Source organism: Butyrivibrio sp. MC2013 (assembly GCF_000424585.1).
Taxonomy (GTDB): Bacteria; Bacillota; Clostridia; order Lachnospirales; family Lachnospiraceae; genus Butyrivibrio.
Window position 1 is genome coordinate 1 of sequence record NZ_AUKE01000029.1, and the last position, 17,232, is coordinate 17,232.

The following is a 17,232-nucleotide window of genomic DNA, read 5'->3' on the forward strand; positions in this document are numbered from 1 at the left end:
ACTTTTCAGATAGCGCTTTATTAGTTGAACTACACGTTCATCCTTCACATTCTTTCTGAGGAGATTGATAAGGATTTCATGATTCAAGGTGTCGAAATACTTTGATAAATCCAAGACTACTGCAAAAGTGTAACCTTGTTCTGCGTATTCTTTTACCTTCTGTATAGCGTCCTTTGCGCTTCTGTTAGGACGATAGCCGTAGCTTCCGTCCACAAACAACGGTTCATAGATTGGCACTAACTGTTGAGTTATTGCCTGTTGGAGTGTTCGGTCTATCACGGTAGGTATGCCAAGCTTACGCACACCACCATCTGGTTTTGGAATCTCAACTCGCCTGACTGGCGATGGAGTATACTTACCGCGGTATATGCGGTCAATTAACTCCTGCTGATGTTCCTTAAGGTACGGAAGTGCCTCTTTGATGGTCATACCATCAATACCTGGCGCTCCCTTGTTTGCCTTAACTCTTTTATACGCTCTGTTAAAGTTGTCCTTATACAGTATCGCTTCCAAGAGCTTCGGCTGTGCACTGTCTCTTTCTTTCCATATCCGATTGAATGACCTAGGCGCTTTCGCATACCCTTCGTGTTCCGCACTATCTCTTTGCAAACAGCCATTATTATCCATGTTTTCTGCCATTAACGGTCATTCCTCCTTTCTCGGTCATACTTAAGACTCCTACTGATTCGGTCCTTCGGTTAGCATGTCCATGTTTCCATGTCCATATCCCTACTATGACCTCTGCTGACTTCTGCGTGTTCAGCACCGCCTCGTTTCCTTGTACGGTGGTTACTCCTTTCAGAGCGTTTCACACAGACCTCCCTAGGTACCACACGTTTCTTCCTCTCCATCCATCTGTCTCATTTATCATGCATGATTCCGTGTAGTTATTGGGCTTTGACTTGAATTGCAGCCTTACCCTCATGCATGACCTCATATGAGATTTCTGTTCGTCAGACCAGAGATTTGCCCGTGGGTTAGTGTGTTTCCCACATCCAGCTTCCTTCAGATTCCACCTCGCGGCGGACACCCTTGCCTTCGGCTATATCCTTCCCACTACCAGGCGGATTCGGGACTTTAACCCGTTAGAAACGTGCGCCGCTAGGCGCACAATAAAAAAGAACCCCAGGTAAAACCTGGGGTTCTGTAATCTGCAACTGCAGATATTCTCATCTCTTTGAGAACTGAGGAGCTCTACGAGCTTTCTTGAGACCGTACTTCTTTCTCTCCTTCATACGAGGATCTCTTGTAAGGAAACCAGCCTTCTTCAGTGTAGGTCTGAACTCATCAGAGTCAACCTGAAGCAGTGCACGGGAGATACCATGACGGATAGCTCCAGCCTGGCCTGCTGTTCCGCCGCCCTTAACTGTTACAACTACGTCGAACTTCTCAGAAGTCTCTGTAGCTACGAGGGGCTGACGAACGATAGTCTTAAGTGTCTCAAGACCGAAATATTCATCAATGTTTCTCTTGTTGATTGTGATATTGCCCTTGCCGGGAAGAAGATATACTCTTGCAACAGAGCTCTTTCTTCTGCCTGTGCCGTAAAAACTAGCTGCTTTAGCCATTTTGAATTCTCCTTTCAATCCCACGAATTAAAAATCCAGTACTTCAGGCTTCTGAGCAGCATGATTGTGCTCCGGTCCTGCATATACGTGAAGCTTTGTGTACATTGCTCTTCCGAGGGATCCCTTGGGAAGCATACCCTTTACAGCATGCTCGATAACTCTCTCAGGATGAGTGTTTAACATCTCGCGAAGTGTAGCCTGCTTCTGACCTCCAACGTAATCTGTGTGGTGCCAGTAAATCTTCTGATCCATCTTCTTGCCGGTAACCTTGATCTTCTCAGCGTTGATAACGATCACGAAATCACCTGTATCAATGTTGGGTGTGAATGTGGGCTTGTTCTTGCCTCTAAGAACATTTGCAACTTCTGTTGCAAGACGGCCCAGAGTCTTATCTGTAGCATCAACTACATACCATTTCTTCTCTACTGTAGCTGCGCTCGGCATAAATGTCTTCATTATGTTACCTCCATAATTACTTATACAGAACTTAAGTGTACAGAAAAGCACTGCCGCCAGCCTCTTCTGCGATGCACAGGCCCTTCACCTGACCTATGCCTTGAGCTATGGGGATGAATGCATTGCATTCTCCCTGCGAATCGGGTGGATAAGCCTGATCCGCTAAGGAGTCCATGGTCCGTGGAAGAGACCATTGTCTGTTCGTGACGCAGACGCTCCTTCATAAAATCATATGAAATCTTACCGGGAAATTCATATGAAGTTGTCGTTTTAGGTGCGCGGTAATTTCATCGCACAGCAATCTATTTTAGCCTTATTTTTATTGATTTGTCAAGTGTTTTCATTAATTCCTGCCTAATCTCAGATATATATGGACCCTGAATTGCAGGTTATCTTCAGAATTATAGTTATTTTATGACATCCTCACCCGGAAATTCATATCCAATAAGGAACAAGCCCTGGGGAGGAGCAGTAGGACCTGCTTTAGACCTGTCAGAAGCCTCCAGGATACCTTTAACATCCTCTGGTGCTATTTTACCCCTGCCTACCATCATAAGGGTCCCTGCGATGATCCTGACCATGTTATAGAGGAAGCCTCCACCACGTACAATAATAGTCACGTACTCGCCTTCTCTTTTGCAGCTAAGGCTATATATCCTGCGAACATGGCTTAATGCCTGGGATTCCACATTGCAAAAGGACGTAAAATTATGCTCCCCTACAAGAAAAGCCCCCGCTTCTTCCATTTTTTTCTCATCAAGAGGGAAGCTGCAAAAAGAGGTATAGAGTCTGTCTGTTGGAAGCTCTGTTTTAGAATTTCTGATTCTGTATTCGTATGTTTTGACAGAAGCTCTTTTTCTGGGATGAAAATCATCTGCAACACTGCAGGAAGACACTATCCTGATATCTGAAGGAAGGCGGCTGTTAAGTGCCGGTGCAAACTTATCAGGCGGGATCCTGCTGTCTGTATCGAATACCGCAAGATTCCCGAGGGCATGCACGCCCGCATCAGTCCTGCTGGCCCCGGATACACAGGTCTCACATCCTGTCAGATCCGTAAGCGCCTCATTGATCCTGCCTTCAATAGTAACTGCAGACGGCTGATATGCAAATCCATTATAATTAGTTCCATCATATGCCACGGTCAGCATCACTCTTGGCATTATATTTCTCCTTTTGCCCTTATAATGATCTATGCATTAGCTGGCAACTAGCGATCTCCAACTTAAAAGAGCCTTCCTGCAGCTATTATCATAAACATGAAAAGTGCGATCACCAGATATGCAATATAATCTTTGGAGCTGTACACCAGGGGCTTCATCCTGGTCCTTCCCTCTCCGCCTCTGTAGCATCTGGCCTCCATGGCCATAGCCAGGTCATTAGCCCTTCGAAACGCAGAGATAAACAGAGGCACCAAAAGAGGTACCATATTGGAAGCGCGTTTAAAAACATTGCCTGATTCAAAATCAGCGCCTCTGGCCATTTGAGCTTTCATGATCTTGTCAGTCTCTTCCATGAGAATAGGGATAAACCTGAGAGCTATGGACATCATCATGGATATCTCGTGAACAGGGACCTTGATCACCTTGAGAGGCGACAGAACCGATTCCAATCCGTCTGTAAGTTGATTAGGAGTGGTAGTAAGCGTCATCAGCGAAGAACCTATTATCAGCATAGTAAGTCTGATAGCCATCTTGGATGCGATCACCACGCCTTCCCTGGTGATCCTTAGTACTCCAAAGCTCCAGAGCAGCTCTCCGGGCGTAAGAAACAGGTTAAAGAGCACAGTGATCATAAGCAGCATTACTACCGCTTTCATGCCTCTTGTGATATACGAAAAAGGAACTCTGGATAAGCCTATGGCCAAAGCAAGGTATATAAGAGCGATAACATATCCCACATAAGAATTCACAAGGAAAAGTGAGATAATAAAAGCAAAGGTTGCTATGAGCTTCACTCTGGGGTCCAGCTCATGTATTGGTGATTTAGTTTGATAATATTGCCCTAGGGTGATATCTCTGAGCATTTATATTCCTCCAAGCCGGGAAATAGCATCCGCAAAATATATAGTGATCATCTCTCGACTAATCTCTTAATCTCAGCTACCGCTTCATCTATTGTAGTAACATCCCTGGATACAGCAAATCCCTCATCTGCAAGGTCATTCATGATATAAGTGACCTCTGGCACGGACAAGCCCATCTCTTCAAGTTCATGAACATGGCCAAATACTCTCTTTGGTGCTTCATCGTAGACAATATGTCCCTTATCCATCACTACGATTCTGTCAGCGTGATCAGCTACATCTTCCATGCTATGAGATACCAGGACCACTGTAATACCCTCATTCTCATGAAGAGAGGAAAGAAGATCCAGTATCTCATTTCTGCCCTTTGGATCAAGTCCCGCACAGGGCTCATCAAGCACCAGGATCTCAGGCCCCATTGCAAGCACTCCTGCTATGGCAACTCTCCTCTTTTGGCCTCCTGAGAGCTCAAAGGGGGACTGCTTGAGATACTTATCATCAAGATGTACATCCTTGATGGCTCTGTAGGCCCTTTCTTTGACTTCATCAGCGCTAAGACCCAGGTTCTTTGGTCCAAAACACACATCAGAAAAAACATCCGCCTCGAAAAGCTGATGCTCAGGATATTGGAAAACCAGTCCCACCTTGGATCTAAGCATTTTACGGTCAAAGCTCTTATCGTTTATATCCTGACCATCCCAGTAAATACTGCCACCGGAAGGTGAAATGAGCCCATTCAACAATGTTACCAGAGTGGATTTGCCACTACCGGTATGACCGATTATACCTATAAATTCACCCTTGGAGATCTCAAGATTGATATTCTCAAGGGCCTTGCGCTCCATATTAGTACCGCTTTCATATATATAACTTACATTATCAAGCTTTAGTGACATTTTCTTTTCTGCTGATATACTCACGCAGCTCCTTGATAAACTCTTTTCTGGTAAGGATTCCTTCGGGAAGCTCTATTCCTTCCTTGCGTAATCTATGAGCCAAAAGTGTAACCTGGGGAACATCAAGCCTAAGGTGCTCCAGTTCATCAACTCTGGAGAATATCTCCCTGGGACTTCCATCCATTACTACACTTCCACCGTCCATAACAAAGACACGATCCGCAAAAACCACTTCATCCATGTAATGAGTGATCAGGATAATAGTGATTTTCTCAACATCATTGAGTGCTCTGGCAGCTCTGATGACCTCTCTCCTTCCGGAAGGATCCAGCATGGCTGTAGGCTCATCAAAAACTATACATTCAGGATGCATGGCAATCACGCCTGCAATAGACACTCTCTGCTTCTGGCCTCCGGACAATCGGTTAGGAGAAGAATTTCTATATTCCTCCATACCTACAATCCTCAGGCTCTCTTCCACCCTTTCCCAGATCTGCTCTGTGGGTACACCCATATTCTCAGGGCCAAAGCCCACATCTTCCTCAACAACCTGCCCTATGATCTGGTTATCAGGATTCTGGAAGACCATGCCGCAGGTCTGTCTGATATCCCACAGATGACTATCATCCATGGTATTCATATCGCCCACATATACTGTGCCTCCGCTAGGATATAGAAGAGCATTAAAATGCTTGGCCAAGGTGGATTTACCCGAGCCATTGTGTCCAAGCACAGCTATAAACTGGCCTTTTTCTACATCAAGAGAGACTCCGTCCAACGCTCTCACGCTACCGCAGGGATTACCCTCCTCATCTCTCTTAATGTAATCAAATACTAGATCAGAACTACGAATCATCATAATCAATCCCAATAATGTGCATTTTACACGGTTTACATAGTAACATCATAATGCACGAATACTCAACTGTAATTGGTAATATATACCAATAATTCTCTGTATATAAAAGTATTAGTCTATCTGTAAATCTACAACATGCAGATATATGATACAATTAAATGTATGAAAAAGTATAGTAAAGAAATAATAATCATAATAGCTATAATCCTTGGGTGCTCTATTGCCAGCAGATTGCTGACATCGGGGGAGACCCTTGCGGATTATGCCAATAAATATCCGGACAAAGCTTACACTACAAGCGAAAGCAGCGTTGATAATCCCTAAGATATATGTTAACTATATATCTTATATAAATATAATTTCATTCGTTCAAATGAATTTCATTCATCTTCCAAAAAACGCAGGTCCGTAGACCTGCGTTTTATTTTTCATAATAATATATATACTATTACAAAATATACTGTGTATTAAACCAACTCAAGAACAACCATCATAGCTGCATCGCCCTTACGCTGACCGATCTTGATCATACGAGTGTAACCACCCTTACGATCTGCGTACTTAGGAGCGTACTCATCAAAGATCTTGTCTGTAATGTCTACAACCTTTGTGTTCTTTCTGCGACCCTTTGTCTCAGCAGGTACTTCTGTTACCTTGTAAAGAGTCTTGTACATCTGACGTCTAGCAGCAAGACGTGAAGGCATGTCCTTTGTAACTTCCTTCTCAGTGATATCATAATCGTAAACCTTTACGAACTTATGATCCTTGTTCATAACCTTCTTAAGAACAACGCGCTTGCCGTTCTCTTTCTTGCAGTGCTTAACCTTAACAGTAACTGTCTCAGTATTGTCCTTCTCTCTTACGCCAAGAGCAATAAGATGCTCTGCGATCTGACGAACTTCCTTAGCACGAGCTTCTGTTGTAACGATCTTGCCGTTGTAAAGAAGCTGTGTTACCTGGTTCCTGAGAAGAGCCCTTCTGGGCTTGCTAGCTTTGCTGAGTTTTCTGTACATTGCCATAATATTTAATCCTTTCTCATTACAGAGTTCCCTCTGTATGGTGCATTCTGCAGCGCGCATTGGTCTTACCTGCAAAATGTTGCAAATTAACCTGAGAACCCGCCTCAGCACACGTCGGTTTTACCTTCAGCGGGTACTAGATATCTTAGATACTAACGGTTATCACTCTAAAGTCTCACCGTTTCTGAGCTGAAGACCCAGTTCCTTGAGCTTTGCAAGAACCTCTTCAAGAGACTTGCGGCCAAGGTTACGAACCTTCATCATATCGTCAGGAGTCTTATTGCAAAGTTCCTGAACAGTATTGATTCCGGCTCTCTTGAGACAGTTGAATGAACGAACTGACAGCTCAAGTTCATCAATGCTCATTTCAAGGGCCTTGTCCTTGCCATTCTCATCCTTGGTAACCATGACTTCAGCAGCCTTGGCATTCTCGGACAGGTCAATGAACAGGGACAGATGCTCGGACAGAACCTTTGCAGCAAGGCTTACAGCCTCATCGGGAGCAAGAGTTCCATTGGTGTGAACATCCAGAGTAAGCTTATCATAGTCAGTTACCTGACCTACACGGGTATTCTCAACTGTTACATTTACGCGCTCTACAGGGGTGTAGATAGAGTCAATTGCAAGTACTCCGATAGGAAGATCTGCATTCTTGTTCTTATCTGAGCTTACATATCCTCTGCCCTTTGTGATGGTAAGCTCCATATAGAGCTTGGCATCAGCGCCGCAAAGTGTTGCAATTGTCTGGTCCGGATTCATGATCTCAATATCCTGATCAACCTGAATATCGGAAGCCTTGACAACACCGTCACCTGTGAACTCAATATAAGCTGTCTTGGGCTCATTGGTTTCGGAATTATTCTTAATTGCAAGGTTTTTGATGTTCATGATGATTTCAGTAACATCCTCTTTTACACCGGGGATAGAACTGAATTCATGAAGAACGCCTTCGATTCTGACCTGACTTACAGCAGCACCAGGTAAAGAAGAAAGCATAATTCTTCTGAGGGAATTACCAAGTGTAATACCGTAGCCTCTCTCCAGAGGCTCTACTACAAATTTGCCATACTTCTTATCATCTGAGATTTCTGCAACTTCAATATTGGGTCTCTCAAAATCAAACACTGATATTTCCTCCTTATATGCTTCGTCAGTTAGTTGTAGTGCCTAGTTATTACTTGGAATACAGCTCGACGATCAGCATTTCGTCAACAGGAACATCAATCATGTCTCTTGCAGGAAGCTGCTTAATTGTACCCTTCCAGTTTTCCTTATCTGCATCGATCCACTCAGGAACAAGACGTGTTCCGGCGATCTCAGCTATATCCTTGAATCTCTGCATGGACTTAGCGTTGTCTCTGATCTCTACAACATCACCAGCTTTGATCTGGTATGAAGGAACGTTGATAACCTTGCCATTTACAAGTACGAACTTGTGAAGAACTACCTGACGAGCTTCTCTTCTTGTTCTTGCAAAACCAAGACGGAAGATAACATTGTCAAGTCTTCTCTCGAGAAGGACCATAAGGTTTTCACCGGACTGTCCTCTCATACGATCAGCCTTCTCATAATAGTTACGGAAAGGCTTCTCAAGTACGCCGTAGATGAACTTAGCCTTCTGCTTCTCACGAAGCTGAAGTCCGTACTCGGACATCTTACGGCCTGATCTCTGCAGTGTTCTCTTGGACTTCTTGTCATATCCAAGGAATGTAGGATCAAGGTCAAGTGATCTGCATCTCTTAAGTATGGGTGTTCTGTTTACTGCCATGTTATGTGGCTCCTTTCTTCAGGATATTCATCCTGGTGTTGTTTACAATCGTTCTCTTATGAGACTCGACCTTCTTCCAACAAATCTGGTTAATAGTGTTCTGAGTAAAAAATAATGATTATACTCTACGTCTCTTAGGCGGACGGCAACCATTGTGGGGAACGGGTGTTACATCTGTGATACTTGTAACTGTCAGTCCGTTAGCAGCAAGAGCTCTGATAGCTGCTTCTCTTCCTGAACCGGGTCCTTTTACGAATACATCTACAGTCTTAAGGCCGTGAATAAGAGCAGCCTTTGTAGCTGTTTCAGCAGCAACCTGTGCAGCATAAGGAGTAGATTTCCTTGAACCCTTAAATCCGAGGCCACCGGCACTTGCCCAGCTAAGAGCATTTCCTGCAGCATCTGTCAGTGTAACGATTGTATTGTTGAAAGATGCCTGGATGTGTGCCTGACCGTGTTCAACGTTTTTCTTAACGCGCTTCTTGGAAGCGCCAGCTTTCTGATTTGCCATAGTAAACTAACCTACTTTCTTCCTATTGTTATTAGCAGAATCAAATTCTGCATTTACAGGGTAACTGAATTATTTCTTCTTGCCTGCGATTGTTCTCTTAGGACCCTTACGTGTTCTTGCGTTAGTCTTTGTTCTCTGACCACGGCAAGGAAGTCCCTTTCTGTGACGAGTTCCGCGATAGCATCCGATCTCAGTCAGTCTCTTAATGTTCATTGCAACTTCACGACGAAGATCACCTTCTACCTCGTAATCGTTAGCGATAACTTCGCTAAGCTTTCTTACTTCATCGTCAGTAAGGTCACGGCAGCGAGTATCCGGATTAACGCCGGCAGCTGCTATAATCTTGCAAGCGCTTGTTCTGCCTATTCCATAGATATATGTAAGACCGATCTCAACACGCTTGTCTCTTGGTAAATCAACACCTGCAATACGAGCCATTTTAAAAATTCCTCCATAAATTGTTTTAAAGGTATGTACGCACACATATGACCGGTTCGATGCCATATGCCTTATTTATGCGCCACACGGTTACTTTTGATTGAGGCACCGGGATCAATTATGATCCTTAACTCCGACCAGCTGTCCCTTATCATCGGGTAAACGGAATTTACATGCCCAATCGGACGGGATCCGATCTTTCCAATACGCAATGATCATTGGTATCAAAAAGTAATATACGTAGGCTCTACGATATATTAATCGACAGACTTATCATCTATATAGGTTAAATCCCATACAGTTTCAATTAAGTCCGGACGAATCGAATTATCCCTGTCTCTGCTTGTGCTTGGGGTTCTCGCAGATGATCCTTACGACGCCCTTTCTCTTAATGACCTTGCACTTGTCGCACATAGGCTTAACAGAAGATCTTACTTTCATCCCGACTCCTTTCCTGCAGAAAACTGCATATTTATTTAAAACTCTCATTATCCATAAATGGACGCAAAGAGAGCCTTCACACAGAAGACCGTCTTACAGTATACTTCAAAATCATATTGTTTGCAAGGCTTTTTAATAAAAAAGTAAAAAAACGCCGCAGTTATTGGCTGCGGCGGAGAAGGAAGTGTATGATCACTTATCTCTCCAAATGATCCTTCCCTTTGAAAGATCATAGGGTGACAATTCCATAGTCACCTTATCACCGGGCAGGATCCTGATGAAGTTCTGTCTCAGCTTACCACTGATATGAGCCAGAACTATATGTCCATTTTCAAGTTCTACACGGAACATTGTGTTAGGAAGCTTTTCGATTACTTTTCCTTCAATTTCAATTACATCTGCTTTTGACATTTTATCCTCCATGCTAAGCGCAGGCTTATTATTAGTTACTCTCCATCTAACATAGTTAATATTTCGGGTTCACCGTCTGTTATTGCAATAGTATTTTCATAATGAGCAGCCGGCAGACCGTCCACAGTCACAACCGTCCAGCCATCATCCAGCCAGTCCACACGTCTGTTACCCATAGTGATCATGGGTTCCACACATATGGTCATTCCTTCCCGAAGCTTCATTCCTCTTCGGATCTGCCTGTAATTGGGTACATTCGGTTCTTCATGAATGCTTTGTCCGATTCCGTGACCTGTAAGTTCATGGACTATGCCATAGCCAAAGCCTGTTACGTATTTATCCACCTCAAGAGATATATCATAGAGATGATTACCTGCTCTGGCTTTTTTGATTCCCTCAAAAAAACTCTGTCTGGTAACTTCGATGAGCCTTGCTTTCTCAGGGCTGATCTCTCCTACGCCCCAAGTCCTTGCAGCATCTGAATGCCATCCTTTGTAAATAAGTCCTGTATCAAAGGTTACTATATCACCTTCCTGCAGTATCTTATCTTTGGATGGGATACCATGAACAACCTCTTCATTAACTGATATGCATACGCAGGCAGGAAAGCCTTCATAGCCTTTACAGTTGGGTACTGCTCCCATTTGTTCTATAAGCTTTTCACCCAATTCATCAATCTCAAGAGTTGATATACCGGGGCGAATAGCCGCATGTAATTCCTGATGCAGCTTAGCAAGGAGCTGTCCGGATTCTCTCATAGAAGCAATCTGATCTTTGCTTTTAATGATCACTGACATATACAGAGTCTCCGATCACTCAAGGATCTTTACGATATCTGCAAAGACATCATTCATATCCTTGGTTCCGTCTACAGACTTGAGGATATTCTTCTTACCATAATAATCGATAAGAGGCTGAGTCTGGTCATGATAAACCTTTAAACGGTTCTGAACTGTTTCAGGCTTATCGTCATCTCTCTGAACCAGCTCGCTACCGCACTTGTCACATATTCCCTCTGTCTTCGGAGGAATATGCTCAATGTGATATGTAGCACCACACTTAAGGCAAGCACGTCTTCCTGACATCCTGCGAATGATGTTCTCGTCCGGTACTTCAACGTTGATAGCAAAATCAACCTTATCGCCAAGCTCTGTAAGCTTTGCATCCAGAACATCAGCCTGAGGGATTGTTCTCGGGAAACCATCCAGAACATAACCATTCTTGCAATCTTCGTTTGCTACTCTGTCAAGAAGGAGTTCAACTGTAAGTTCGTCAGGAACCAGCTGACCCTTATCCATGTATTCTTTTGCTCTCTTACCAAGTTCTGTTCCGTTTTTAATATTAGCTCTGAAGAGATCGCCGGTGGAAATATGGGGAATATTGAATTTGTCACAGATCATCTGTGCCTGTGTTCCTTTCCCGGCACCGGGTGCTCCAAGCATAATAATTTTCATTCAGTTGACCTCCTTAATTTAAGAAAACAGGAGGCCGGGCCATGGCTGCCCATGAACACCGTCCTCCATATTTTACAGCTAATTATCAATCATCCAAAAAGCCTTTGTAGTTACGTACAAGCATCTGGGATTCGATCTGTTTGATCGTCTCTAAGATTACGCTGACTACGATGATAAGTGATGTACCTGCAAAAGATACGCTCGCTCCAAACAGGCCATTGAACATGATAGGAAGTACTGCGATTATGATCAGTCCGCATACTCCGATAAGAATGATGTAGTTCAATACTGTCTGCAGATAATTACTGGTAGGCTTGCCGGGTCTGATGCCGGGAATGAAGCCGCCCTGTTTCTTGAGATTATCTGCAATCTCCAGCGGATTGAATGTAATCGATGTATAGAAATATGCGAAGAATACCATCAGAAGAATGTATAAGAGAAGTCCAATGGAATATTTCCAATTGGTCCTGTCAAACCATCTGCTCTGATTCAGGTATGAAAGTACTTCGCTCCAAATACCTGTTCCACTGTACTTCAAAAGTGAAGATACAATGATCGGGAACTGGAAAAGTGACATTGCAAAAATGATAGGCATAACACCTGCAGTATTGACTTTAAGAGGGATCTCAGAGGATCCGCTTCCTACAAGGCGTCTGCCCTGCAGCTTCTTTGCATACTGAACCGGGATCCTGCGCTCTGCATCATTGAGCAGAACAACAAGTACTACCATTCCAACAATGATTGCCAGGATAATAAGTCCGTATACTACCATCTGAACAATTGATTTGCCCTTAAGGTACTGTGTATAAAGACTCTGAATATCCTGAGGAAGTCTGGAAATGATGTTAATAGTCAGGACTATTGAAATACCATTTCCTACACCATAATCAGTAATTCTCTCTCCGAGCCACATAAGAAATGCACTACCTGCGGTCAGAGCTGCTACGATCTCGACGCAGTAAACCAAGTTCTGCGATTTGACCATGGAACCGTTGTTGTAGAAACCAACTGCCATAGCAATGGATTCGATAAGAGCAAGACCAATAGTGAAATAACGTGTCATATTAGTCAGCTTCTTACGTCCTTCTTCGCCATCATGCTGCCACTCTTCGAACTTAGGAATCGCTATAGTAAGCAGCTGAATTATGATCGATGATGTAATATAAGGTGTGATATTGAGTGCCAGGATTGACATGTTCTCAAATGATCCACCGGTCATACGTCCGAGGAATCCAAATGCATCTTCTCCACCGGTCTGAAGATTCTTAAACCAGGAAGTGAATACGCTAGCATTGATTCCGGGTACAGAGATTGCTGAGCCAAGTCTGATGACTGCCAGCATAAGTACCGTAAAAATAATCTTAGTTCTTATTTCCTTGATTTTGAATGCATTCTTTAGGGTTGTGAGCATCAGATCACCTCAGCTGTTCCACCAAGAGCCTCGATCTTTTCCTTTGCAGATGCAGTAAATGCATTTACCTTAACCGTAAGCTTCTTAGTTAATTCTCCGCCTCCAAGAACCTTAACACCATCTTTTGCGTTCTTGATGATGCCTTTTTCCATAAGAGCAGCAACTGTAACTTCAGCTCCGTCTTCAAATACTTCAAGTCTGTCAAGATTGATTGTTGCGAAATCCTTAGAGTTGATGTTCTTGAATCCTCTCTTAGGAAGTCGTCTGAACAGAGGCATCTGACCACCTTCAAATCCCGGTCTGGGAGCTCCTGAACGAGCCTTCTGACCCTTGTGTCCCTTACCTGCTGTCTTGCCGTTTCCTGAACCGTGTCCACGGCCCCTTCTGAAATTGCCGCTCTGAACAGAGCCTTCAGCCGGCCTTAAGTTGGATAATTCCATAATATCCTCTTTCCCGCTGCGAAAATCACTATGACGCCAAACGGCGTCAGCAGACAAAAGAAATTAATCTTCTGTCTGCCTTTTCGCGAACTGTATCTCGCAGCGATGCTTATACAGTCCGCTCGCTGTTAAATATTACTCTGCGTCTTCTACCTTAACCATGTGGCGGATCTGCTGAATCTGTCCCCTTGTAGCGGAGTTATCAGGAAGAACCACACTGCTGTTAAGCTTCTTAAATCCCATTGATTTTACGGTTGCTACATGCTTAGGCACAGCACCGATTGTGGATTTGATCAATGTGATCTTAAGTTTCTTTTCTGCTGCCATCACATTCTCCTTTCCTTAAGGCACTGTCCTTAAGCTTTAATCTCATCTACAGATATGCCGCGCTTTCTGGCAACCTCTTCGGGTGTCTTGAGCTGGCTAAGTCCGTTGATAGTAGCAAATACAACGTTCTGCTTGTTGTTAGAACCAAGGGACTTTGTACGGATGTTCTTGATACCTGCAAGCTCACATACGGAACGAGCGGGACCACCTGCGATGATACCGGTACCTTCGGGAGACTTCTTCAGAAGAACTTCTGCGCTGCCGAACTTACCAACGAAATCATGTGTGATGGAGTTATTCTCATCAAGGGCAACTGTTACAAGAGACTTTGTAGCAGCTTCCTTACCCTTACGGATAGCATCCGGAATTTCTGTAGCCTTACCAAGTCCACAACCAACGTGGCCATTGCCGTCACCAACTACTACAAGAGCTGTAAACTTCATGTTACGTCCGCCCTTAACAACCTTGGTAACGCGCTTAATGGTAACGACTTTATCTGTTAACTCAAGCTGACTTGCATCAACGATTGTGCGTTTCATTTAATCCTGTTCTCCTCTCTTAGAATTCTAAGCCGGCTTTTCTAGCGGCATCAGCAAGGGCTGCAACCTTACCGTGATAGATGTAACCTGCTCTGTCGAATACTACTGTCTTGATGCCTTTTTCAATAGCTCTCTTAGCTACAACATCGCCGACATATGCAGCTGCATCACAGTCATCGGTGTTCTTGAGCTCTGCTTTAATATCTTTTTCAAGAGTGGAAGCAGAAACAATTGTCTTCTGACTATCGTCATCTATAACCTGAGCGTAGATATTCTTGTTGCTTCTGAACACTGCCAGTCTAGGTCTTACAGCAGTGCCACTGTAGCGTTTACGTTCCTTCAGGTGCTTCTTTGCACGAATTTCCTGTCTGGATTCTTTACTAACCATTTTGGCTCTCCTTATTATTCTCGGTTCCTCTTTAGAGGATTACTTCTTACCGGTCTTGCCGACCTTGCGTCTGATTACTTCGTCAGAGTACTTGATACCCTTGCCCTTATAAGGTTCAGGCTTTCTCTTCTCACGGATAATAGCAGCGTACTGTCCGACTTTTTCCTTATCGATACCCTTAACTGTGATGATCTGTCCTTCAACAACAGATTCAACACCTTCAGGATCATCGATCTCTACCGGATGAGAATAACCAAGACTAAGAGTGAGAGTCTTGCCCTTCTTAGCAGCCCTGTAACCTACACCGTTAACCTCAAGCTTCTTCTCGAAGCCATCCTTTACGCCGATTACCATGTTGTTAAGAAGTGCTCTTGTAAGACCATGAAGAGCCTTAGTCTTTTTCTGATCATCAGGTCTTGTGATAACGAGCTCTCCGTCTTTCTGCTCGATTATCATTTCCTTGGGAAGCTCTCTTGTGAGTTCACCCTTGGGACCCTTAACAGTCACCTTATTATTTTCTGCAACGCTGATGGTTACTCCATCAGGGATTGCGATTGGCATTTTTCCGATTCGTGACATGCCCGTACCTCCGATTTACCAAACAAATGCAAGAACTTCGCCACCTACCTGAAGCTCTCTAGCTTTTTTATCAGTTACAACACCCTGGTTTGTGGAAATGATAGCAATTCCAAGTCCGCCCAGTACTCTGGGAAGCTCTTCCTTGCCGGCATATACACGAAGTCCGGGCTTAGAGATTCTCTTGATTCCTGTGATAACCTTATCATTACGATCAGCGCCGTACTTCAAGGTGATGTGCAGGTTCTTGAAACCGTTGTTCTCAACTACATCAAGCTTCTTGATATAGCCTTCCTCAAGAAGAATGTTAGCGATAGCCAGCTTCATCTTGGATGAGGGAACATCAACAGTGTCGTGTTTTGCAGTGTTAGCGTTACGAATTCTAGTAAGCATATCTGCAATAGGGTCATTCATTGCCATTTTAATTCAATCCTCCATTATTATTCTTGCTTCGCCTTACTCCAAAACGGAGAGACACGAAGCCGCAACGATTGGGACCAGCCCATAGAGCTTATTATATCACACTTTTCCTTGATCATGCCAGAAATGGCATGATCAACAGAAAAAATGGAATAATTACCAGCTTGCTTTCTTTACACCGGGAATCTCGCCCTTGTAAGCAAGTTCACGGAAACAAATTCTGCAGATGCCATATTTTCTCAGAACAGAATGAGGACGACCACAGATTCTGCAGCGAGTATATGCTCTTGTAGAAAACTTAGGTTTCATCTGCTGTTTTCTCTTCATGGATAATTTTGCCATGTCTAATCTCCTCTTCTATTATTTTGCAAAAGGCATATTGAACAGGCGAAGGAGCTCACGAGCTTCCTCATCTGTCTTTGCTGTTGTTGTGAAAATGATATCCATACCTCTGGTCTTATCAACCTTATCGTACTCGATCTCAGGGAAGATAAGCTGCTCACGGATACCAAGAGCATAGTTGCCTCTGCCGTCAAAGGAGTTAGGGTTAACGCCACGGAAGTCACGTACACGAGGAAGTGCAAGGTTTACGAGACGATCCATGAAATCATACATCTTCTCGCCACGAAGTGTTACCTTACATCCGATAGCCTGTCCCTCTCTGATCTTGAAGTTAGCGATAGACTTCTTTGCCTTTGTAAGAACGGGCTTCTGGCCAGTGATTGTCTCCATATCACCTGCAGCATTCTCCAGAACCTTAGCGTTCTCTTTTGCTTCGCCTACTGCCATGTTAACAACGATCTTGTCAAGCTTCGGTACCTGCATAACGTTCTTGTAACCGAACTTCTTTGTCATGGCATCAACGATCTCATTCTTATATAAATCCTTATATCTGCTCACGATTTATTGCCTCCTTTCCGTCAATTCTTCTTGCTGGGGTAGATCACGTCAATCACTTCGCCTGTAGCCTTAGCGATACGAGACTTCTTAACAACCTTGCCATTCTCGTCTCTCTCTACCTTGAAGCCTACACGAGTTGTCTTTCCATCTACAACCAGCATGACGTTGGAGATGTCGATAGAACCTTCAACTTCGATGATTCCACCGTTCTGGTTCTGCATTGAAGGCTTCTGATGCTTCTTGATCTTGTTGATGCCCTCAACTACAACCTTATGGTTCTTTGTGTCTACAGACAGAACCTTGCCTTCATGGCCCAGATCATCATAGGAACCGGCAATTACTCTTACTGTATCACCTTTTTTAATTTTGCTAGCTGACATAATT

28 protein-coding genes are annotated in these 17,232 nt (G+C 43.8%); 1 reads left to right on the top strand and 27 read right to left on the bottom strand.

Annotated elements, in window-relative coordinates; translation table 11 throughout:
- The 8 genes from G636_RS0113020 to G636_RS18580 form a co-directional block, all read right to left on the bottom strand.
- Positions 1-639: reverse transcriptase domain-containing protein (locus G636_RS0113020; protein ID WP_035779591.1), on the bottom strand; the 639-nt coding region annotated here is incomplete at its 3' end.
- Between the two features lie 530 nt (positions 640-1,169).
- The gene (gene rpsI / locus G636_RS0113025; protein WP_026508410.1) at positions 1,170-1,568 is read right to left on the bottom strand and encodes a 30S ribosomal protein S9; all 399 of its coding nucleotides are present in this window, start codon (positions 1,566-1,568) and stop codon (positions 1,170-1,172) included.
- A 27-nt stretch (positions 1,569-1,595) separates the two neighbouring features.
- A complete protein-coding gene (rplM, locus tag G636_RS0113030) occupies positions 1,596-2,024 on the bottom strand; it encodes a 50S ribosomal protein L13 (protein ID WP_035779692.1) in 429 nt (142 codons plus the stop codon).
- A gap of 31 nt (positions 2,025-2,055) precedes the next feature.
- A complete protein-coding gene (locus tag G636_RS20585; RefSeq protein ID WP_196803111.1) occupies positions 2,056-2,199 on the bottom strand; it encodes a hypothetical protein in 144 nt (47 codons plus the stop codon).
- 232 nt (positions 2,200-2,431) lie between these two features.
- On the bottom strand, positions 2,432-3,187 hold the full coding sequence (truA, locus tag G636_RS0113035; RefSeq protein ID WP_026508412.1) for a tRNA pseudouridine(38-40) synthase TruA: 756 nt from the start codon (positions 3,185-3,187) through the stop codon (positions 2,432-2,434).
- Between the two features lie 62 nt (positions 3,188-3,249).
- Positions 3,250-4,050, bottom strand: coding sequence for an energy-coupling factor transporter transmembrane component T family protein (locus tag G636_RS0113040; RefSeq protein WP_026508413.1), 801 nt, complete (start codon positions 4,048-4,050; stop codon positions 3,250-3,252).
- Positions 4,051-4,097: 47 nt separating this feature from the next.
- Positions 4,098-4,946, bottom strand: coding sequence for an energy-coupling factor transporter ATPase (locus tag G636_RS0113045; RefSeq protein WP_026508414.1), 849 nt, complete (start codon positions 4,944-4,946; stop codon positions 4,098-4,100).
- Entirely contained in the window at positions 4,930-5,802 is an 873-nt protein-coding gene (locus G636_RS18580) for an energy-coupling factor transporter ATPase (RefSeq protein WP_334291199.1), read from the bottom strand. The genes G636_RS0113045 and G636_RS18580 overlap by 17 nt, the downstream gene beginning before the upstream one ends.
- A 165-nt stretch (positions 5,803-5,967) precedes the next feature.
- Between G636_RS18580 and G636_RS20590 the strand changes: the two genes are divergently transcribed.
- A complete protein-coding gene (locus G636_RS20590; protein ID WP_196803112.1) occupies positions 5,968-6,129 on the top strand; it encodes a hypothetical protein in 162 nt (53 codons plus the stop codon).
- A gap of 143 nt (positions 6,130-6,272) precedes the next feature.
- Here the strand turns inward: G636_RS20590 and rplQ are convergent, their stop codons facing one another.
- The 19 genes from rplQ to rplX form a co-directional block, all read right to left on the bottom strand.
- Positions 6,273-6,824: a 50S ribosomal protein L17 gene (rplQ, locus tag G636_RS0113060; RefSeq protein ID WP_026508415.1), complete on the bottom strand. Its 552-nt coding sequence runs from the start codon at positions 6,822-6,824 to the stop codon at positions 6,273-6,275.
- A 162-nt stretch (positions 6,825-6,986) separates the two neighbouring features.
- Positions 6,987-7,949: a DNA-directed RNA polymerase subunit alpha gene (locus tag G636_RS0113065; RefSeq protein WP_026508416.1), complete on the bottom strand. Its 963-nt coding sequence runs from the start codon at positions 7,947-7,949 to the stop codon at positions 6,987-6,989.
- Between the two features lie 49 nt (positions 7,950-7,998).
- Positions 7,999-8,592: a 30S ribosomal protein S4 gene (gene rpsD, locus G636_RS0113070; RefSeq protein ID WP_026508417.1), complete on the bottom strand. Its 594-nt coding sequence runs from the start codon at positions 8,590-8,592 to the stop codon at positions 7,999-8,001.
- 118 nt (positions 8,593-8,710) lie between these two features.
- Entirely contained in the window at positions 8,711-9,103 is a 393-nt protein-coding gene (gene rpsK, locus G636_RS0113075) for a 30S ribosomal protein S11 (protein WP_026508418.1), read from the bottom strand.
- 69 nt (positions 9,104-9,172) lie between these two features.
- Positions 9,173-9,541, bottom strand: a complete 369-nt coding sequence (rpsM, locus tag G636_RS0113080; protein WP_026508419.1) for a 30S ribosomal protein S13 — start codon at positions 9,539-9,541, stop codon at positions 9,173-9,175.
- A 327-nt stretch (positions 9,542-9,868) separates the two neighbouring features.
- Positions 9,869-9,982 (bottom strand): 50S ribosomal protein L36, encoded by a 114-nt coding sequence (rpmJ, locus tag G636_RS0113085; protein WP_026508420.1) that lies wholly within the window; start codon positions 9,980-9,982, stop codon positions 9,869-9,871.
- A gap of 192 nt (positions 9,983-10,174) precedes the next feature.
- Positions 10,175-10,393, bottom strand: a complete 219-nt coding sequence (infA, locus tag G636_RS0113090; protein WP_026504490.1) for a translation initiation factor IF-1 — start codon at positions 10,391-10,393, stop codon at positions 10,175-10,177.
- Positions 10,394-10,428: 35 nt separating this feature from the next.
- A complete protein-coding gene (gene map, locus G636_RS0113095) occupies positions 10,429-11,190 on the bottom strand; it encodes a type I methionyl aminopeptidase (protein WP_026508421.1) in 762 nt (253 codons plus the stop codon).
- Positions 11,191-11,205: 15 nt separating this feature from the next.
- Positions 11,206-11,847, bottom strand: a complete 642-nt coding sequence (locus tag G636_RS0113100) for an adenylate kinase (protein WP_026508422.1) — start codon at positions 11,845-11,847, stop codon at positions 11,206-11,208.
- A gap of 85 nt (positions 11,848-11,932) precedes the next feature.
- On the bottom strand, positions 11,933-13,258 hold the full coding sequence (secY, locus tag G636_RS0113105; protein WP_026508423.1) for a preprotein translocase subunit SecY: 1,326 nt from the start codon (positions 13,256-13,258) through the stop codon (positions 11,933-11,935).
- Positions 13,258-13,698, bottom strand: a complete 441-nt coding sequence (rplO, locus tag G636_RS0113110; RefSeq protein ID WP_026508424.1) for a 50S ribosomal protein L15 — start codon at positions 13,696-13,698, stop codon at positions 13,258-13,260. Before rplO ends, secY begins: the two co-directional genes overlap by 1 nt.
- Before the next feature lie 135 nt (positions 13,699-13,833).
- The gene (gene rpmD, locus G636_RS0113115; RefSeq protein WP_035779695.1) at positions 13,834-14,025 is read right to left on the bottom strand and encodes a 50S ribosomal protein L30; all 192 of its coding nucleotides are present in this window, start codon (positions 14,023-14,025) and stop codon (positions 13,834-13,836) included.
- Positions 14,026-14,054: 29 nt separating this feature from the next.
- Positions 14,055-14,564: a 30S ribosomal protein S5 gene (gene rpsE, locus G636_RS0113120; RefSeq protein ID WP_026508426.1), complete on the bottom strand. Its 510-nt coding sequence runs from the start codon at positions 14,562-14,564 to the stop codon at positions 14,055-14,057.
- A 19-nt stretch (positions 14,565-14,583) separates the two neighbouring features.
- Entirely contained in the window at positions 14,584-14,952 is a 369-nt protein-coding gene (gene rplR / locus G636_RS0113125; RefSeq protein ID WP_026508427.1) for a 50S ribosomal protein L18, read from the bottom strand.
- A 39-nt stretch (positions 14,953-14,991) separates the two neighbouring features.
- The gene (rplF, locus tag G636_RS0113130) at positions 14,992-15,531 is read right to left on the bottom strand and encodes a 50S ribosomal protein L6 (protein WP_026508428.1); all 540 of its coding nucleotides are present in this window, start codon (positions 15,529-15,531) and stop codon (positions 14,992-14,994) included.
- Between the two features lie 15 nt (positions 15,532-15,546).
- Positions 15,547-15,948, bottom strand: a complete 402-nt coding sequence (gene rpsH / locus G636_RS0113135) for a 30S ribosomal protein S8 (RefSeq protein ID WP_026508429.1) — start codon at positions 15,946-15,948, stop codon at positions 15,547-15,549.
- A 156-nt stretch (positions 15,949-16,104) separates the two neighbouring features.
- Positions 16,105-16,290, bottom strand: a complete 186-nt coding sequence (locus tag G636_RS0113140) for a type Z 30S ribosomal protein S14 (RefSeq protein ID WP_022754369.1) — start codon at positions 16,288-16,290, stop codon at positions 16,105-16,107.
- Positions 16,291-16,308: 18 nt separating this feature from the next.
- Positions 16,309-16,848, bottom strand: coding sequence for a 50S ribosomal protein L5 (gene rplE, locus G636_RS0113145; RefSeq protein WP_026508430.1), 540 nt, complete (start codon positions 16,846-16,848; stop codon positions 16,309-16,311).
- A 20-nt stretch (positions 16,849-16,868) separates the two neighbouring features.
- On the bottom strand, positions 16,869-17,228 hold the full coding sequence (gene rplX / locus G636_RS0113150; protein ID WP_026508431.1) for a 50S ribosomal protein L24: 360 nt from the start codon (positions 17,226-17,228) through the stop codon (positions 16,869-16,871).
- Positions 17,229-17,232 lie beyond the last annotated feature (4 nt).

What these genes read in the sequence shown, in the direction of transcription:
- rpsI (WP_026508410.1), bottom strand. Translation starts at nt 1,568, where the DNA reads ATGGCTAAAGCAGCTAGTTTTTACGGCACAGGCAGAAGAAAGAGCTCT.
- rplM (WP_035779692.1), bottom strand. Translation starts at nt 2,024, where the DNA reads ATGAAGACATTTATGCCGAGCGCAGCTACAGTAGAGAAGAAATGGTAT.
- G636_RS20585 (WP_196803111.1), bottom strand. Translation starts at nt 2,199, where the DNA reads ATGGACTCCTTAGCGGATCAGGCTTATCCACCCGATTCGCAGGGAGAA.
- truA (WP_026508412.1), bottom strand. Translation starts at nt 3,187, where the DNA reads ATGCCAAGAGTGATGCTGACCGTGGCATATGATGGAACTAATTATAAT.
- G636_RS0113040 (WP_026508413.1), bottom strand. Translation starts at nt 4,050, where the DNA reads ATGCTCAGAGATATCACCCTAGGGCAATATTATCAAACTAAATCACCA.
- G636_RS0113045 (WP_026508414.1), bottom strand. Translation starts at nt 4,946, where the DNA reads ATGTCACTAAAGCTTGATAATGTAAGTTATATATATGAAAGCGGTACT.
- G636_RS18580 (WP_334291199.1), bottom strand. Translation starts at nt 5,802, where the DNA reads ATGATTCGTAGTTCTGATCTAGTATTTGATTACATTAAGAGAGATGAG.
- G636_RS20590 (WP_196803112.1), top strand. Translation starts at nt 5,968, where the DNA reads ATGAAAAAGTATAGTAAAGAAATAATAATCATAATAGCTATAATCCTT.
- rplQ (WP_026508415.1), bottom strand. Translation starts at nt 6,824, where the DNA reads ATGGCAATGTACAGAAAACTCAGCAAAGCTAGCAAGCCCAGAAGGGCT.
- rpsD (WP_026508417.1), bottom strand. Translation starts at nt 8,592, where the DNA reads ATGGCAGTAAACAGAACACCCATACTTAAGAGATGCAGATCACTTGAC.
- rpsK (WP_026508418.1), bottom strand. Translation starts at nt 9,103, where the DNA reads ATGGCAAATCAGAAAGCTGGCGCTTCCAAGAAGCGCGTTAAGAAAAAC.
- rpsM (WP_026508419.1), bottom strand. Translation starts at nt 9,541, where the DNA reads ATGGCTCGTATTGCAGGTGTTGATTTACCAAGAGACAAGCGTGTTGAG.
- rpmJ (WP_026508420.1), bottom strand. Translation starts at nt 9,982, where the DNA reads ATGAAAGTAAGATCTTCTGTTAAGCCTATGTGCGACAAGTGCAAGGTC.
- infA (WP_026504490.1), bottom strand. Translation starts at nt 10,393, where the DNA reads ATGTCAAAAGCAGATGTAATTGAAATTGAAGGAAAAGTAATCGAAAAG.
- map (WP_026508421.1), bottom strand. Translation starts at nt 11,190, where the DNA reads ATGTCAGTGATCATTAAAAGCAAAGATCAGATTGCTTCTATGAGAGAA.
- G636_RS0113100 (WP_026508422.1), bottom strand. Translation starts at nt 11,847, where the DNA reads ATGAAAATTATTATGCTTGGAGCACCCGGTGCCGGGAAAGGAACACAG.
- secY (WP_026508423.1), bottom strand. Translation starts at nt 13,258, where the DNA reads ATGCTCACAACCCTAAAGAATGCATTCAAAATCAAGGAAATAAGAACT.
- rplO (WP_026508424.1), bottom strand. Translation starts at nt 13,698, where the DNA reads ATGGAATTATCCAACTTAAGGCCGGCTGAAGGCTCTGTTCAGAGCGGC.
- rpmD (WP_035779695.1), bottom strand. Translation starts at nt 14,025, where the DNA reads ATGGCAGCAGAAAAGAAACTTAAGATCACATTGATCAAATCCACAATC.
- rpsE (WP_026508426.1), bottom strand. Translation starts at nt 14,564, where the DNA reads ATGAAACGCACAATCGTTGATGCAAGTCAGCTTGAGTTAACAGATAAA.
- rplR (WP_026508427.1), bottom strand. Translation starts at nt 14,952, where the DNA reads ATGGTTAGTAAAGAATCCAGACAGGAAATTCGTGCAAAGAAGCACCTG.
- rplF (WP_026508428.1), bottom strand. Translation starts at nt 15,531, where the DNA reads ATGTCACGAATCGGAAAAATGCCAATCGCAATCCCTGATGGAGTAACC.
- rpsH (WP_026508429.1), bottom strand. Translation starts at nt 15,948, where the DNA reads ATGGCAATGAATGACCCTATTGCAGATATGCTTACTAGAATTCGTAAC.
- G636_RS0113140 (WP_022754369.1), bottom strand. Translation starts at nt 16,290, where the DNA reads ATGGCAAAATTATCCATGAAGAGAAAACAGCAGATGAAACCTAAGTTT.
- rplX (WP_026508431.1), bottom strand. Translation starts at nt 17,228, where the DNA reads ATGTCAGCTAGCAAAATTAAAAAAGGTGATACAGTAAGAGTAATTGCC.